The following is a 14,874-nucleotide window of genomic DNA, read 5'->3' as shown; positions in this document are numbered from 1 at the left end:
GGGACGATGATCTGGCTAAAGCTTCTCGACCGTGATGTTCCGGATGACAACGTCTTCCAGCGGCTTGTCGCGCATGTCCGTGGCCACGTTGTTGATCTTATCGACGACGGCGCGGGAGGCTTCGTCCGTCACGTCGCCAAAGATGGTGTGCTTGCCCTGCAGCCAAGTGGTGGGGACAGTCGTGATGAAGAACTGCGATCCGTTGGTGCCGCGGCCGCCCTGGATGCCGGCGTTGGCCATGGCGAGCTTGTAGGGCTCGGTGAAATCGAGGTCCGGGTTGATCTCGTCGTCGAACTGGTAGCCCGGACCGCCGACGCCCTGACCCAGGGGATCGCCGCCCTGGAGCATGAAGTCCTTGATAATGCGGTGGAAGATGACGCCGTCATACAGCGGCGCGTTGGACTCTTCTCCCGTCGCGGGATGCGTCCATTTGATTTCACCGGTGGCCAGTCCGGTGAAGTTCTTCACCGTCTTGGGGGCGTGGTTGCCGAAGAGGTTGACCACGATGTCGCCGTGGTTCGTATGGATAGTGGCTTTGGCTGTAGGAATTGCAGTCATAGGCTCATTCTTCCACGCCCCTCTGACGAAACGCCCAGAGCAGCAAGGTTCCGCGTTCAGTGAAAATCCTGAGTATTCCTTGAGAGGCATAGCACGCCCGGAGGGCACAAAGTAGGCTGTGGGTGGACCGTTACCATCTCCGGGAGGTAGTAGTGAAGAAGACCGAACGAATTACCCGTGATCTTGAGGCAGCCCGGGCGACCGGTGTTGCCGGTGCGCGTGGGTGGGCAGCACCGCGGGTGGTGGCGGCGAAGGAATGGGCCGTCCCGCGGATCGAGCGAGGCATCGAGAGCGCGTCCCCGCGCATTCAGGAAGGCATCCAAAAGGCTGCCCACGAATTGTCGCTGGGCGTGGCCACAGTGACCCCGAAGATCCAGGAAGAACTGGAGAAGATCGCCCCGCGCATCTCCCAGATCGTCGATGATGCAGCGCCCCGGCTCCAGGTGACGCTGGATAAGGCTGCTCCGGCCCTGACCCACGCCAAGGAAAGGGTGGTCGGAGACTACATTCCGACCCTCTCCACCAAGCTCGGATCCGCTGCCGACACCGTCACCCGCAGCCTGGACAAGAGCGCTTCAGGAAAAACCGAGACTGCTGCCATCCAGCTGACCGGTTCCAAGAAGGCCGTCCGGCAGGCCCAAAAAGCCGCTGCAGCAGCAGCGAAGCAAGCGGCAAAGGAACTGCAGAAGAAAGAGAAGTCCGGCAAGGGCAAGGCCTGGCTGGTCATCGGAGTCATCGGCGCTGCCGTGGCCGCCGGTATTGCCGCCTGGCGTGCTGCACGTCCCGTCGAGGACCCGTGGAAGACACCGGTCACTCCCACCCCGGCCGCTGCGCCCAGCACTTCGGCAACCGCCACTGGCGAAACAGCCAAGACCGTCGGCCTGACGCCGGCTTCGGAAACCAGCTCGGCGTCCGCGGGTGGCACAGCGCGACACGCTGCCGACGTTCCCGAGGACGCAGCCAAGAGGGCTGCCGAGGCCGCCCACGATGCCAGCGGAGCCTCTACCAAGACCAATTCCGCCGCTGAAGGTGCTGCTCGCGTCGCGCGGGCAACATCCAACGATGCGGAGAAGGCCAACGAAAAGCAGAACGGCAAGGACACCTCTCTGTAGGGTTCAGCCGGTCCGCCATAGGGGCTCCTGCTTTGGCAGGGGCCCCTTCTTGCTGTCGGCCGGTCTTGGAGCACGGAGGCTGGTAGATTCAGGGCGTGGAGACAGCCAAGCCGAGCATCTCGATTGTGATCCCTGCCTTTAATGAGGAGTCGGTAATCCGGCAGTGCCTCTTCGCCGCGCATTACCAGTCCGTGCCAGCGGCCGAAATCATCGTCGTCGACAATATGTCCACGGATCGCACCGCTGAACTTGTCCGCCAGGTCCAGGGCGAATACCCGGATGCCCCGATCAAGCTGCTGCACCAGGACGAGGAGCAGGGCCTCATTCCTACCCGCAATTTCGGCTTGGACCAGGCCACTGGTGACGTCATCGGGCGGATCGATGCCGATTCCGTCCTCGAGCCGGACTGGGTTGAGCAGGTCCAGAAGGCTTTCATGGACCCCGAAGTCATGGCCGCCACCGGCCCGGTGCTGTACTACGACATGCCGCTCAGGCGCTTTGGCCTGCAGGCCGACGACCGGATGCGCCGGTTCGTCCTGAAGCTGGCCAAAAAGCAATACCACTTCCTGTTCGGCTCCAACATGGCCCTGCGGCGCGGTGCCTGGGACATCATCCGCCAGGACGTCTGCCGGGACGAAGCCGACGAGATGCATGAAGACATCGATGTGTCCGTCCATCTGGCCGACCACGCGCTGAAGATCCTCTACGTCCCGGAAATGGTCAGCGGAATGTCGGCGCGGCGGCTCGAAGACTCTCCCAAGGACTACCGGTACTACGTGACGCGTTTTGACCGGACCTATGCGAACCACAAGATCAAGAACCGTGTGCTGCAGGTCCCCAGGCTCATCTTCATGGGCGTGTACTACCCGGCCAAGCTGTTGCGCAGGGTCCACCAGGCCCGCACCAAGCAGGTGGCGCCGCGGGGCGGGATCTAAGGTTCCGTCCCGTGTCGTGGGGGAGTCCCCGGTAAAGCAGAAGATCCCGGCCTGTTATGGCCGGGATCTTCTTTCGGTGGAGGCAAGGGGACTCGAACCCCTAACCCCCTGCTTGCAAAGCAGGTGCGCTACCAATTGCGCCATGCCCCCGAAGGGTTTGAGCTAATCGACCTTGTCGGTCGCCTTGCTCCAAGCGGATTTCTCCGCTTCGGATTCCTGCCACTTCTTGTACGCGAGGGCGCCTGCGACCGCCGCTGCCAAAACCAGCAACTTCTTCACAGTGTCCTCCCGGTGATCGGAACAGGATTTCCGTGGGCGTACCAGGACTTGAACCTGGGACCTCTTCGTTATCAGCGAAGCGCTCTAACCGCCTGAGCTATACGCCCTCTTGCCTCTCGGGCCGAAATAAGACTTTACAGCACACAGCCGCGCAACTTCAAATCGGGCCGGGGCCGCTGTCGTGACAGCCGGTCCCGAAGGCGGAGAAAGCCCCTCTCCGTACGGGAGAGGGGCTTCCTGCTTGGTGTGTCAGTCGTCGGTCAGCGTCACGCCGATGCCGCCGACCAGGGTCGCGGAGATGTTGTAGAGCACCGCGGAGAGCATGGCCAGTGCGGTCAGCAGGACCACATTGACGACGGCAATAATGGTTGCGAAGGAGGCGACCTGGCCCAGTGAGGCGTAGGCCCGAAGGTCGAAGGCGCCGCCCTCGGTGCCGGCTATCTCGGTCAACAGGTCATTGACCCGATCGAAGATCCCTGTGATGTCCAGCGTGGTCCACAGCACGATCGATGCGACGACGGTGACGATGCCCAGTGCAACGGAGAGCAGGAAGGCCATCTTCAGCACCGACCACGGATCCACCTTGCTGACCAGGAGCCGGGCGCGGCGGGCCTTAGCTTTCGGAGCCGGCCGCACCAAGCCTGGCCGGCTATTCTGGCCGCTCGGGCGCTGGGCAGGCCGCTGCGGTGCCTGACGGCCGCTGGGGGCGGGTTTCTGTGCCGCCCCGGCTGACGGCCGCTGGGTCGGTTTGGCTGGAGTGGCACTGCGAGCTGCTCCCGCCCGTGGGGCATTTGCCGGCCGGGTGCCCGACCGTGGCGTATTAGGCGTGCTCACTCGTTACCTCCGTCTTCGGGCGCCTGCTCTGAACCTTCGGCCTCAACCGGCGTCTGGTCTGCATTCAACGGTACTTCATCGGCGGGCGGCTGCGCAGATTCCAAGGCCTCCCCGTTTGCAGCATCGGCATCATCCGCGCTGTCCTCGTCGTCGCCGTTCCCCAGGTTCCGCTCGGTATTCCGGGCGACGGCGATGATCCGGTCCTTCTTGTCCGGCTTTGCGAAGATGACGCCCATCGTGTCGCGCCCCTTGGCCGGAACGCCGGTCACGCTGGACCGGACCACCTTGCCGCTGGCCATCACGACCAGTACCTCGTCTTCCTCTTGGACAATCAGTGCGCCGACGAGATGTCCGCGCTCCTCCTGGTACTTGCCGACCTTGATCCCCAGGCCACCGCGGCCCTGGACCCGGTACTCCTCGACCTTGGTGCGCTTGGCGTAGCCGCCCTCGGTCACAACGAAGACGAACGAATCGTCCGTCACGACATCCGCGGCCAGGAGTTCGTCGCTTTCGCGGAACTTCATGCCGGTCACGCCGGAAGTAGCCCGGCCCATCGGCCGGAGTGCTTCGTCCGTGGCCGTGAACCGCAGGGACTGGCCCTTGCGCGAAACCAGCATCAGGTCATCCGACTCCGACACGAGCCGGGCGGACACCAGCTCGTCGCCGTCGCGCAGGTTGATGGCGATGAGGCCGGACGAGCGGTTCGTGTCGTAGTCCTCCAGCCGGGTCTTCTTGATCAGTCCGCGCTTCGTGGCCAGGACGAGGTACGGCGCCTGCTGGTAGTCCCGGAGATCCAGGACCTGGGCGATCCGTTCGTCGGGCTGGAACGCCATCACGTTGGCAACGTGCTGGCCCTTGGCGTCACGTCCGCCTTCGGCGAGTTCGTAGGTCTTGGCGCGGTAGACCCGCCCCTGGTTCGTGAAGAACAGCAGCCAATGGTGCGTCGTCGTCACGAAGAAATGGTCGACAATATCGTCGCCGCGCAGCTGCGCCCCGCGGATGCCCTTGCCGCCGCGCTGCTGCGAACGGTAGTTGTCGCTGCGGGTGCGCTTGACATAGCCGCCGCGGGTGATGGTCACGACCATCTCCTCTTCGGGAATGAGGTCCTCGACACTCATGTCCCCGCCGTAGCCCATCATGATCTGGGTCCGCCGGTCGTCACCGTACTTGTTGACGATTTCGCCCAACTCGTCGCTGACGATGCCCCGCTGGACCTCTTCCGAGGCCAGGATCCGGTTGAACTCTTCGATCATGCGCTCCAGTTCCGCATGGCGGTCCTGGATCTTCTGGCGCTCCAGTGCAGCCAGGCGGCGCAGCTGCATGTCCAGGATGGCGCGCGCCTGGTCGTCGTCGATATCGAGCAGCTGCTTCAGTCCCTCCCGGGCCTCCTCCGTGGTGGAGGACGCGCGGATCAGGGCGATGACCTCGTCCAAGGCATCGAGCGCCTTGAGCAGGCCCCGGAGGATGTGTGCTTCCTCCTCGGCCCTGCGCAGGCGGTAGCGCGTACGCCGGACGATGACTTCCAGCTGGTGGGCAACCCAGTGGCGGACGAAGGCGTCCAGCGTCAGGGTCCGCGGCACGCCATCGACGATCGCCAGCATGTTCGCGGCGAAGTTCTCCTGCAGCTGCGTGTGCTTGTAGAGGTTGTTCAGGACAACCTTGGCGACGGCGTCGCGCTTGAGCACGATGACGAGGCGCTGGCCGGTGCGGCCGGACGTCTCGTCCCGCATGTCCGCAATGCCGGAGATCTTGCCGTCCTTGACCAGCTCGGCGATCTTGATGGCCAGATTGTCCGGGTTCGCCTGGTAGGGCAGCTCGGTCACCACCAGGCATGTACGGCCCTGGATCTCTTCGACGTTGACCACGGCGCGCATGGTGATCGACCCGCGGCCGGTGCGGTAGGCGTCCTCGATGCCCTTGTGACCCAGGATCTGGGCTCCGGTCGGGAAATCGGGGCCCTTGATCCGCTGGATCAGCGCCTCCAGCAGCTCTTCGCGGCTGGCGCCAGGGTTCTCCAGGTACCACTGGACTCCGTCGGCGACCTCGCGCAGGTTGTGCGGCGGGATGTTGGTGGCCATGCCGACTGCAATGCCGGAAGAGCCGTTGACCAGCAGGTTCGGGAACCGCGCCGGCAGGATCGTCGGCTCCTGGTTCTTGCCGTCGTAGTTGTCCTGGAAGTCGACGGTCTCCTCGTCGATGTCCCGAACCATCTCCATGGCCAGCGGAGCCATCTTGGTTTCGGTGTAACGGGGAGCCGCCGCCCCATCGTTGCCGGGCGAACCGAAGTTGCCCTGGCCGAGGGCCAGCGGATAGCGCATGGTCCAGTCCTGGATCAGGCGGACCAAGGCGTCGTAAATGGCCGAGTCGCCGTGCGGATGGTACTGGCCCATGACTTCGCCGACCACGCGCGCGCACTTGTTGAACGCGCGCTCGGGCCGGTAGCCGCCGTCGAACATGGCATAGAGAACCCGGCGGTGCACCGGCTTCAGCCCGTCACGGACGTCCGGCAGGGCACGGCCGACGATGACGGCCATGGCGTAGTCGAGGTAGGAGCGCTGCATCTCGGTCTGCAGGTCCACCTGCTCGACCCGGTCCGTCAGCACCTCCCCTTCCACGGGAACGTCCCCGCCGGCATTCTCCGGCAGATCGGGAGTCTCTTCGTCGCTCATTAATCAGTTCCTTCTGTGAAAGTCTGTAGCCGCCAGGGCTGGGGTGCGGTCTTCCGGCCGGACTAGATGTCCAGGAACCGCACGTCCTTGGCGTTCTGCTGGATGAAACTGCGGCGCGACTCCACGTCTTCGCCCATCAGGACGGCGAAGATCTGGTCCGCGGCCGCGGCGTCTTCCATGGTGACCTGCAGCAGCGTGCGGTGGTCCGGGTCCATCGTGGTGTCCCACAGCTCCGTGTAGTCCATCTCGCCCAGGCCCTTGTAGCGCTGGATGCCGTTCTCCTTCGGCAGGCGCTGGTTGTTGGCCAGGCCCTTGCGGACGACCTCATCCCGTTCCCGGTCGCTGTACACATAATCGTGCGGGTGGTTCGACCACTTGATGCGGTACAGCGGCGGCTGCGCCAGGTAGACGTAGCCCTCTTCGATCAGTGGCCGCATGTAGCGGAACAGCAGGGTCAGCAGCAGCGTGGTGATGTGCTGTCCATCCACGTCCGCATCCGCCATCAGGACGATCTTGTGGTACCGGGCTTTTTCGACGTCGAAATCCTCGCCAATGCCCGCGCCGAACGCGGTGATCATGGCCTGGACCTCGGCATTGCCCAGGGCACGGTCCAGGCGGGCCCGTTCCACGTTGAGGATCTTGCCCCGCAGCGGCAGCACCGCCTGGGTCTCCGGATTGCGCCCGCGCACGGCGGAACCGCCCGCCGAGTCACCCTCCACAATGTAGATCTCCGACTTGGACGGATCCTTGGAGGAGCAGTCCTTCAGCTTGCCCGGCATGCCGCCGGACTCCAGCAGGCCCTTGCGGCGGGTCGACTCGCGTGCCTTGCGCGCGGCCAGGCGGGCCTGCGATGCCTGGATCGACTTGCGGATCACATCGCGGGCCAGGTTCGGGTTGCGCTCCAGCCAGTCCCCGAGTTCGTCGGTGACGACGCGCTGGACGAAACCCTTGGCCTCCGAGTTGCCCAGCTTGGTCTTGGTCTGGCCCTCGAACTGCGGCTCGCCCAGCTTGACCGAGATCACCGCGGTCAGGCCCTCGCGGATGTCGTCGCCGGTGAGGTTGTCGTCCTTCTCCTTGAGCAGGTTCTTGTCCCGCGCATAGCGGTTGATCAGCGACGTCATCGCAGCGCGGAAGCCCTCTTCGTGGGTGCCGCCCTCGTGCGTGTTGATCGTGTTGGCGTAGGTGTGGACGCTCTCCGAATAGGAGCTGGTCCACTGCATCGCCACCTCGAGGGAGAGCTTGCGTTCCGTATCCTCGGACTCGAAGGCGATCACGTCGGGGTGGATGACGTCCACCTTCTTCGACGAGTTCAGGTGCGTGACGTAGTCCAGCAGCCCGTTGTCGTACTTGTACACAACCTGGCGGTGCTCCGGCGTGGTCTCCACGTCCGTGACGGGAGCGTCCAGGTTCACGTCTTCGTCGGGGGCAATGTTGGCTTCGGGATGCCGCTCGTCCGTCAGGGTGATCTTCAGGCCCTTGTTCAGGAACGCCATCTGCTGGAAGCGCGCGCGCAACGTCTCGAAGTCAAACTCGGTGATCTCGAAGATCTCCGGGTCCGGCCAAAAGGTCTGCATGGTGCCGGTTTCCTCAGTCGGCTCGCCCTTCCGCAGCTGTCCCACCGGCTTGCCGCCGTCAGCAAAGGACTGATGCCAGGTGAAGCCCTGGCGCCGGATCTCGGTCTCGACCCGTCTGGAAAGCGCGTTGACCACGGAGATGCCCACACCGTGGAGCCCGCCGGACACCGCATAGCCGCCCCCGCCGAACTTGCCGCCGGCGTGCAGGATGGTCATGACGACTTCGACAGTCGGCTTGCCCTCGGTCGGGTGCAGGTCCACGGGAATGCCGCGGCCGTTGTCCTTCACGCGCACGCCGCCGTCGGCCAGCAGCGTCACATCGATCGTGTCGCAGTAGCCGGCCAGGGCCTCGTCGACCGAGTTGTCGACCACTTCGTACACCAAGTGGTGGAGGCCGCGCGGCCCGGTCGAGCCGATGTACATGCCCGGACGCTTGCGGACAGCTTCGAGGCCTTCAAGGACGGTGATGTCGCCGGCACCGTATCCAGGGGCCGTTGCGCCCTCTTGCTCCGGGGATTCCGCGCCGGGATTTGCCTGCTCGTTGTCCTGCGCCACAGTGTCCGTCGACTCCTCAAGTTCCGTCTCATGTACCGGCGCCCTCCCGAACGGGAAAGGCGCCGCACCCTCAATTCTACCGTGCCGCAGGGTCGAATAATGCCTTAACTGCCTCTAAACGGGCAGGAACATGCCATTTGGCGCATTCCGCGGGTGGCCGATGGGGCCCGGTATGTCCGGCGGCCCCTGCTGCGCTCTACACGCCGCCTGCGCATCCGGCAATAGCCGGAACGCCGGTTGGGGACATCAGCCGTACGTATCACGCGGGCCGCGGCCGCCGGCGCTGCGTTTGCCCTTGCGCCAGTTGGGAGCGGCGGGCGCCAGGACGTGGATTTTGGTAACGACGCCGGGGCCCAACGCTTCGTCGAACCGTTTCAGAAGGGGGGTGGTCAGCAACCGCAGCTGCGTTGCCCAGGCCGTCGAATCGCAGCGCACCTGCACGGTCGAATCCTCGAAGCTTTCCGGCCGGCAGTGCGCGGCGATCTCGGCCCCCACCAGTTCGTCCCAGCGGGAAATCACCGATCCGACGGCAACCGGAGAGGCCCATCCACGCGTCTGGACCAGCCGGCCGAACACCGTGCCGAGTCCCTGCGGATCCCGCCCGCCGCCATGGGACGGGGTGCTTTCGGCATTGTTCTTGCCGGAAGTACGACGGCGGTTCCCGGCGCGTGAGCGCATCTCGCCGCGGTTCGCGGCTGCTTGCCGGACCCGGTTCAGCATCGCCTTGGCGGCATCGACGTCGTCGTTTTCTTCCGGACGGCGGTCCTCAGTTGGCACCGGCGGTGACACCTCCCGGCACCACCACCAGCTGTGCCCCTTGGAGCGCGGCCGGGATGTCCTCGGCGACCGCGGCTGTGACGATCACCTGCTCGGCGCCGGCGACTACCTCTGCCAACCGCTCCCTGCGGCTGGTGTCCAGTTCGGCAAAAACGTCGTCCAGGATCAGCACCGGTGTGGCACCGGGCGCGTGGTCGTCCTCGCAGAACACGTAGTACGAAGCGAGCCGCAGCGACAACGCCATCGACCAGGTCTCCCCGTGCGATGCGTAGCCCTTGGCCGGCGCCGGCCCCAGCAGCAGTTCCAGTTCGTCCCGGTGCGGACCCACGAGCGATACCCCGCGCTCGACTTCCTTCTTGCGCTGGCGCTTGAATGCCTCCAGGTACTTTTGCGCCAGTTCGGGAACGCTCAGGTTCTCCAGCACCTCAGGTGAGACGCCGCCGTCGTTCTCTATTTCCCCGTCATCCGAGAGCTGGGTGTCAATGGTGGACCGGTAAACCGCCCGCGCTGCCTTCGAACCGTCGGTCAGTGAGGCGTAAGCCGCTTCCAGCTGCGGCCGGAGCAGCCTCACCACATCGAGCCGGCCCCTCAGCAACGCCGCACCAGCCTGGGCCATGTGCTGGTCCCAGACCTCAAGGGTCGATTCGTGCGCTGCGGTGAAACGGCCGCTGGCCCGGGCCGACTTGAGCAGGGCGTTGCGCTGCTTGAGCACCCGCTCGAAATCGCTGCGCGTCGCGGCATGATGCGGCACCAGGCTCGAGAGCAGTTCGTCGAGGAAGCGCCGCCGGTTCCCCGGATCCCCCTTCACGAGGGCGAGGTCCTCCGGCGCGAACAGCACGGTGCGCAGGATGCCGAGGGAATCACGGGCCCGCACGGGGTTGGCCCGGTTGATGCGCACCCGGTTGGCCCTGCCGGGATTGAGCTCAAGCTCGAGCGAAGTGGACTGGCTGCCGCGGGCCACCTTGGCCCGGACCAGTGCCCGTTCAGCCCCGAAACGGACCAGCGGTGCGTCGGAACTCACGCGGTGGGAGGACAGCGAGGCCAGATAGCCAATGGCTTCGACGATGTTCGTCTTGCCGATGCCGTTGGCCCCGACAAAGACGGTCACGCCGGGCCGCAGCGCAAGGTCCAGCTGCGGGTAGGTCCGGAAATCGGTCAGGGATAGATACTCTACGAACAACTCGAAACGGCTACTTCTGGTCGCTCTCCGGCTGGCGCTGGCCGGGCGCACGGACAGCGTGTCCGCCGAACTGGTTGCGCAGCGCGGCCACCATCTTCATGGCCGGGGCGTCCTCCTGCCGGGAGGCGAACCGGGCGAAGACCGCGGCGGTGATCGCCGGAGCGGGCACGGCATTGGCGATGGCTTCTTCCACCGTCCAGCGGCCTTCGCCCGAGTCCTCGACGTAGCCGGCGATCCTGCTCAATCCGGGATCTTCCTCCAGCGCCTTGACCATCAGGTCGAGCAGCCAGGACCGGACAACCGTGCCCTTCTGCCAGGCACGGAAGGTCCCGGGAACATCCTTGATGATGTCCTTCGCTTCGAGCAGTTCGTACCCCTCGGCGAAGGCCTGCATAAGCCCGTATTCGATGCCGTTGTGCACCATCTTGGCGTAGTGCCCGGCGCCGATGTCACCGACATGGACGAAGCTTTCCTCGCGGGGGCCGTCCGGACGCAGCGCGTCGAACAGCGGCATGGCCGTTTGGATGTGCTCCGGGTCTCCGCCGGCCATCAGCCCATAGCCGTTGGCGAGGCCCCAAACGCCTCCGGACACACCGACGTCGATGAAACCGATGCCCTGTTCCGCCAGCAGTTCCTGGTGCTTCCGGTCCTCCGTGAACCGCGAATTGCCGCCGTCGATCACCAGGTCACCGGAACCGAGCTTGCCGGCGAGTTCGGACACTACCGAAGCCGTAACGGCGCCGGCCGGAACCATCAGCCAGACAATCCGCGGCGACGGAAGAGTTGCCAGCAGCTCGTCCACGCTTTCGACGTCGGTCACTTCCGGTTTCCGGTCATAACCGGTTACCTGGATCCCGCCATCCCGCAGGCGCTGGCGCATGTTGAAGCCCATCCTGCCAAGCCGATCAGGCCAACATGCATGGAAACCACTCTTTCAAGTCGTGATGGGACGGTCAGGCGGCGGATTCACACCGGATGTTACTGGTTGGGCAGGCGTACGGGCATGAGCAGGTAACGGTAGTCTTCTTTGTCTTCGCCTTCAAGGTCGTCCTGGGCAGAGAGCACGGCCGGCTTCGGCGGTGTCGTGAAGGAGAACCGGACATATTTGCTGCTGAAGGCGTTCAAGCCTTCCGACAGGTAATGCGGGTTGAAAGCCACGGTGATTTCATCGCCAACAAGTGCTGCTTCCAGAGCCTCGGAGGCCTGGGCGTCCTCGCCCGTGCCCGCATCCAGGGCCAGCTGGCCCTGGATGAAGGCCAGACGTACCGGGGTATTCCGTTCGGCTACCAGCGAGACGCGGCGCACGGCTTCGGTGAGGACGGAGGTTTCCACAGTTGCGTGGATCGGCGTGTTCTCCGGGAACAGCGACCGGATCTTGGGGTAGTCCCCATCGACCAGCAGCGACGTGGTCCGGCGGCCGCCGCTTTCGAATCCGATCAGCTCGCTGTTGTCGGAAAGCGCGATGCTGAGGTCCCCTGCGCCGCCCAAGGTCTTGGCGACTTCATTGAGCGTTTTGGCCTTGACGAGTGCGCTGGTGGAAATGCCGGGGGTGGCCGGCCGCCAGCTGAGCTCGCGCAAGGCCAGCCGGTAGCGGTCCGTTGATAGCAACGTGATGAGGTCGTCTTCGATCTCCATCCGGACGCCGGTGAGGATCGGCAGGGTGTCGTCCCGGCTGGCGGCGATGATCACCTGGCTGATGGCTTCGGAGAAGGCATCGCCATCGACGATGCCGCTGGTTTCCGGCAATGCAGGCAGTTCCGGATAGTCGGCGACCGGCATGGTGGCCAGGTTGAAGCGGCTGCTGCGGCAGGTCAACGTGATCTTGGAACCGTCGGTCTCCACGTCCACGGGAGCGGAGGGCAGGCTGCGGGAGATGTCCGCAAGCAGCCGGCCGGACACCAAGATGGTTCCTTCTTCGCTGACGTCAGCTGGAATCTGCAGCCGGGCGGAGATTTCGTAGTCGAAGCTGGCGAGGCTGACCATGCCGTTTTCGGCTTTGATGAGCAGGCCCGAAAGCACGGGAACAGGTGGCCGGGGAGACAGCGAGCGGGCTGTCCAGGTTACGGCTTCAGCCAGGACATCCCGATCAACTCTGAACTTCACTGAAGTGTGCCGCCTTTCGCAACGAACATGCCGGGGAAGGTCATTGGCTCACACGGCCGGCCCCTGGCGGGGCGGCTCGGCAGCAGAAGGCCAATGACAACAATTCTCTGTGCAAGCTTAGCCGCCGCGGCGTAGTTCGCGCATCGGAGCTTGTTGTCCTGTGGGATCGGGCCGGGAAAGCCTGGAGGGGGGACCAGATGTTATTTGGCAAGAGCCAAAAAATGTGATTCGTAGTGTTAATAACTTCTGTGGATACTGTGGATAACTCGAATTGGCGCGGTCAGCACGCGGAAGTGGGCTGTTTACAACGTGTGCATGGCTCCGTTGTGTAATTCGATACCGGTTGTGGAGGAAAATCCGCGTCTTTATGGGGATCCACAGTACCCCCTGGAGTTATCCTCCCCTGAGCGCGGGTTCTCCACTTAAGAATCCACAGGTTTGTCCACACCTGTTAATTTCAGCGTGGAACCGGCATCCACAGGGGTTGTGGAGAGCTCAGCCGTCCCGCTGTTGCTGCTTGATCAAGTTGGTCAGCTCCGTGACCTGGTTGTAGATCGCCCGGCGCTCGGCCATGAGTTCGCGGATCTTCCGATCGGCGTGGATCACCGTCGTGTGGTCGCGCCCGCCGAGCTCCTGGCCGATTTTCGGCAGCGACATGTCAGTCAATTCACGGCACAGGTACATTGCGATTTGGCGGGCGGTAACGAGCGTGCGCGTCCGGGACTTGCTCTTGAGTTCTTCCAGACTCAGCTTGAAGTAGGCGGCAGTCTGGCCAAGGATCGTGGCCGATGTGATTTCCTGTGCACCGTCGTCGGTAATCAGGTCCTTGAGCACGATCTCGGCCAGCCCCATGTCGACGGCCTGCCGGTTAAGGCTGGCGAAGGCGGTGACGCGGATCAGTGCACCTTCGAGCTCACGGATGTTTGTCGAGATCTTGGACGCGATGTACTCAAGGACCTCATCGGGTACCGACAGGCCTTCGCTGATCGCCTTCTTCCGAAGGATGGCGATCCGGGTCTCCAGCTCCGGCGGCTGGATGTCCGTGAGCAAACCCCATTCAAAGCGTGAGCGCATCCGCTCTTCGAAGCCGGACAATTGCTTGGGCGGGAGGTCGGACGTGATCACGACCTGTTTGTTGTGGTTGTGCAGTGCATTGAAGGTGTGGAAGAACTCTTCCTGCGTGGCGTCCTTATTGGCCAGGAACTGGATGTCGTCGATCAGGAGGATGTCGACATTCCGGTACAGCTGCTTGAAGCTCGCGCCCTCGTCGTCGCGGATCGAGTTGATGAAGTCGTTGGTGAACTCTTCGGAATTTACGTAGCGGACCCGGATGCCGTTATAGAGATGCCGCGCGTAGTGACCGATCGCATGCAGCAGGTGGGTCTTGCCCAAGCCGGAGTCACCGTAAATGAACAGAGGGTTGTACGCCTTGGCCGGCGCTTCGGCGACGGCCACAGCTGCTGCATGCGCGAACCGGTTCGACGAACCAATGACGAAGGTATCGAAGATGTACTTGGGATTGAGCCGGCCGAACTCCTGGGAGTTGCTGGGCGGGGACGGCTGCGCGCGCAATTCCCCGGCGGCCGGTGAGCGCGTCGGAACGGGAGCCGGTTCCGCTTCGGGCTCGGGCTCGGACACCATCATGTCGGTGTCCACTGAGAAGGCGCAGAGAATCTCGTCTTGGAAAACTTCCCTTAGCGCATCCTGCAGGGGCCCCTTCAACTGCTGGGACTGGTAGACCTCGCGGGTGAGCTCGTTGGGGACGGCCACCAGGAGCGTCGTCCCGATCAGCCCTTTCGCCTGGGCAAGACCAACGAAGCCGCGGTTCCTCGGGCTGATCCTGTCATCGCGCTCCAAGGTCCGGACGACCTTACGCCAGGAACTCCCGACGTCGTTGATCTGGTCCGTATCCACTAACACCCCTCAATAACTGTCGTGCATTAACCTCCACGTCCGGTTGTACCGGATTCGGGGCCTTCATCCACAGAGTTATGCACAGACAGTGGATAAAGTGCTCTTGCAAGGTTAGATGATGATTCCAGTAGAAGATAGCTGGAAAGTTTCCTTGGGAAACGAGTCCGTGTGCCACCGACAGGCGCACGTATAGTGCAAGTTGTCCACAGCTGTTAATCCACCGGTGGATAAACGCTTGTGGAGTGCCCGTTTGACGGATAGGCGTTGGAACCCCTAACGTTGCATAGTCCTATGTGTCTGTTTCGGGCGCTCGTTCATGCCTTTTGCGAGCCGGCGAATCAGATGCCCAATAGAGCGTCTGCCTGTTCTTCCCCCTTGTGGCAA

Annotated in this window: 11 protein-coding genes, 2 tRNA genes and 1 pseudogene; 2 read left to right on the top strand and 12 right to left on the bottom strand. The window is 63.8% G+C overall.

The genetic code is table 11. The features are described from left to right. Nucleotides 1-15: 15 nt before the first annotated feature. Nucleotides 16-558, bottom strand: coding sequence for a peptidylprolyl isomerase (locus D477_RS06695; RefSeq protein ID WP_005268247.1), 543 nt, complete (start codon nucleotides 556-558; stop codon nucleotides 16-18). A 152-nt stretch (nucleotides 559-710) separates the two neighbouring features. Here D477_RS06695 and D477_RS06690 point away from each other — a divergent pair, with 152 nt between their 5' ends. Both D477_RS06690 and D477_RS06685 read left to right on the top strand, forming a co-directional pair. Beyond that, nucleotides 711-1,670 carry a hypothetical protein gene (locus tag D477_RS06690; protein ID WP_005268246.1) on the top strand — a complete coding sequence of 320 codons (960 nt, stop codon included), beginning with the start codon at nucleotides 711-713 and terminating at the stop codon, nucleotides 1,668-1,670. A gap of 95 nt (nucleotides 1,671-1,765) precedes the next feature. Then, entirely contained in the window at nucleotides 1,766-2,605 is an 840-nt protein-coding gene (locus D477_RS06685; protein WP_005268245.1) for a glycosyltransferase, read from the top strand. A gap of 77 nt (nucleotides 2,606-2,682) precedes the next feature. Here the strand turns inward: D477_RS06685 and D477_RS06680 are convergent. The 11 genes and pseudogenes from D477_RS06680 to dnaA form a co-directional block, all read right to left on the bottom strand. After that, nucleotides 2,683-2,755, bottom strand: a tRNA-Ala gene (locus tag D477_RS06680). Nucleotides 2,756-2,767: 12 nt separating this feature from the next. Beyond that, on the bottom strand, nucleotides 2,768-2,884 hold the full coding sequence (locus D477_RS23175; RefSeq protein WP_005268244.1) for a DLW-39 family protein: 117 nt from the start codon (nucleotides 2,882-2,884) through the stop codon (nucleotides 2,768-2,770). Nucleotides 2,885-2,917: 33 nt separating this feature from the next. Further along, nucleotides 2,918-2,991, bottom strand: a tRNA-Ile gene (locus D477_RS06675). A 142-nt stretch (nucleotides 2,992-3,133) separates the two neighbouring features. Next, complete coding sequence (locus D477_RS06670; RefSeq protein ID WP_081608494.1) at nucleotides 3,134-3,718, bottom strand: DUF3566 domain-containing protein; 585 nt, start codon at nucleotides 3,716-3,718, stop codon at nucleotides 3,134-3,136. Next, on the bottom strand, nucleotides 3,715-6,387 hold the full coding sequence (gene gyrA / locus D477_RS06665) for a DNA gyrase subunit A (RefSeq protein ID WP_005268242.1): 2,673 nt from the start codon (nucleotides 6,385-6,387) through the stop codon (nucleotides 3,715-3,717). The genes D477_RS06670 and gyrA overlap by 4 nt, the downstream gene beginning before the upstream one ends. 62 nt (nucleotides 6,388-6,449) lie before the next feature. Beyond that, on the bottom strand, nucleotides 6,450-8,516 hold the full coding sequence (gyrB, locus tag D477_RS06660) for a DNA topoisomerase (ATP-hydrolyzing) subunit B (RefSeq protein ID WP_005268241.1): 2,067 nt from the start codon (nucleotides 8,514-8,516) through the stop codon (nucleotides 6,450-6,452). Nucleotides 8,517-8,762: 246 nt separating this feature from the next. Then, nucleotides 8,763-9,293: a DUF721 domain-containing protein gene (locus tag D477_RS06655; RefSeq protein ID WP_005268240.1), complete on the bottom strand. Its 531-nt coding sequence runs from the start codon at nucleotides 9,291-9,293 to the stop codon at nucleotides 8,763-8,765. Continuing rightward, complete coding sequence (gene recF / locus D477_RS06650; RefSeq protein WP_005268239.1) at nucleotides 9,283-10,473, bottom strand: DNA replication/repair protein RecF; 1,191 nt, start codon at nucleotides 10,471-10,473, stop codon at nucleotides 9,283-9,285. Before recF ends, D477_RS06655 begins: the two co-directional genes overlap by 11 nt. Nucleotides 10,474-10,483: 10 nt before the next feature. Then, nucleotides 10,484-11,394, bottom strand: a pseudogene (gene gnd, locus D477_RS06645) (phosphogluconate dehydrogenase (NAD(+)-dependent, decarboxylating)). 57 nt (nucleotides 11,395-11,451) lie between these two features. After that, a complete protein-coding gene (gene dnaN, locus D477_RS06640) occupies nucleotides 11,452-12,576 on the bottom strand; it encodes a DNA polymerase III subunit beta (protein WP_005268237.1) in 1,125 nt (374 codons plus the stop codon). A gap of 495 nt (nucleotides 12,577-13,071) precedes the next feature. Further along, nucleotides 13,072-14,490 (bottom strand): chromosomal replication initiator protein DnaA, encoded by a 1,419-nt coding sequence (gene dnaA / locus D477_RS06635; RefSeq protein ID WP_005268236.1) that lies wholly within the window; start codon nucleotides 14,488-14,490, stop codon nucleotides 13,072-13,074. Nucleotides 14,491-14,874: the final 384 nt, after the last annotated feature.

Origin of the sequence: Arthrobacter crystallopoietes BAB-32 (assembly GCF_000328305.2) — a bacterium.
Taxonomy (GTDB): Bacteria; Actinomycetota; Actinomycetes; order Actinomycetales; family Micrococcaceae; genus Crystallibacter; species Crystallibacter crystallopoietes_A.
Note: the sequence above shows the minus strand (reverse complement) of the source record. Positions and strands in the feature narration are given on the sequence as shown.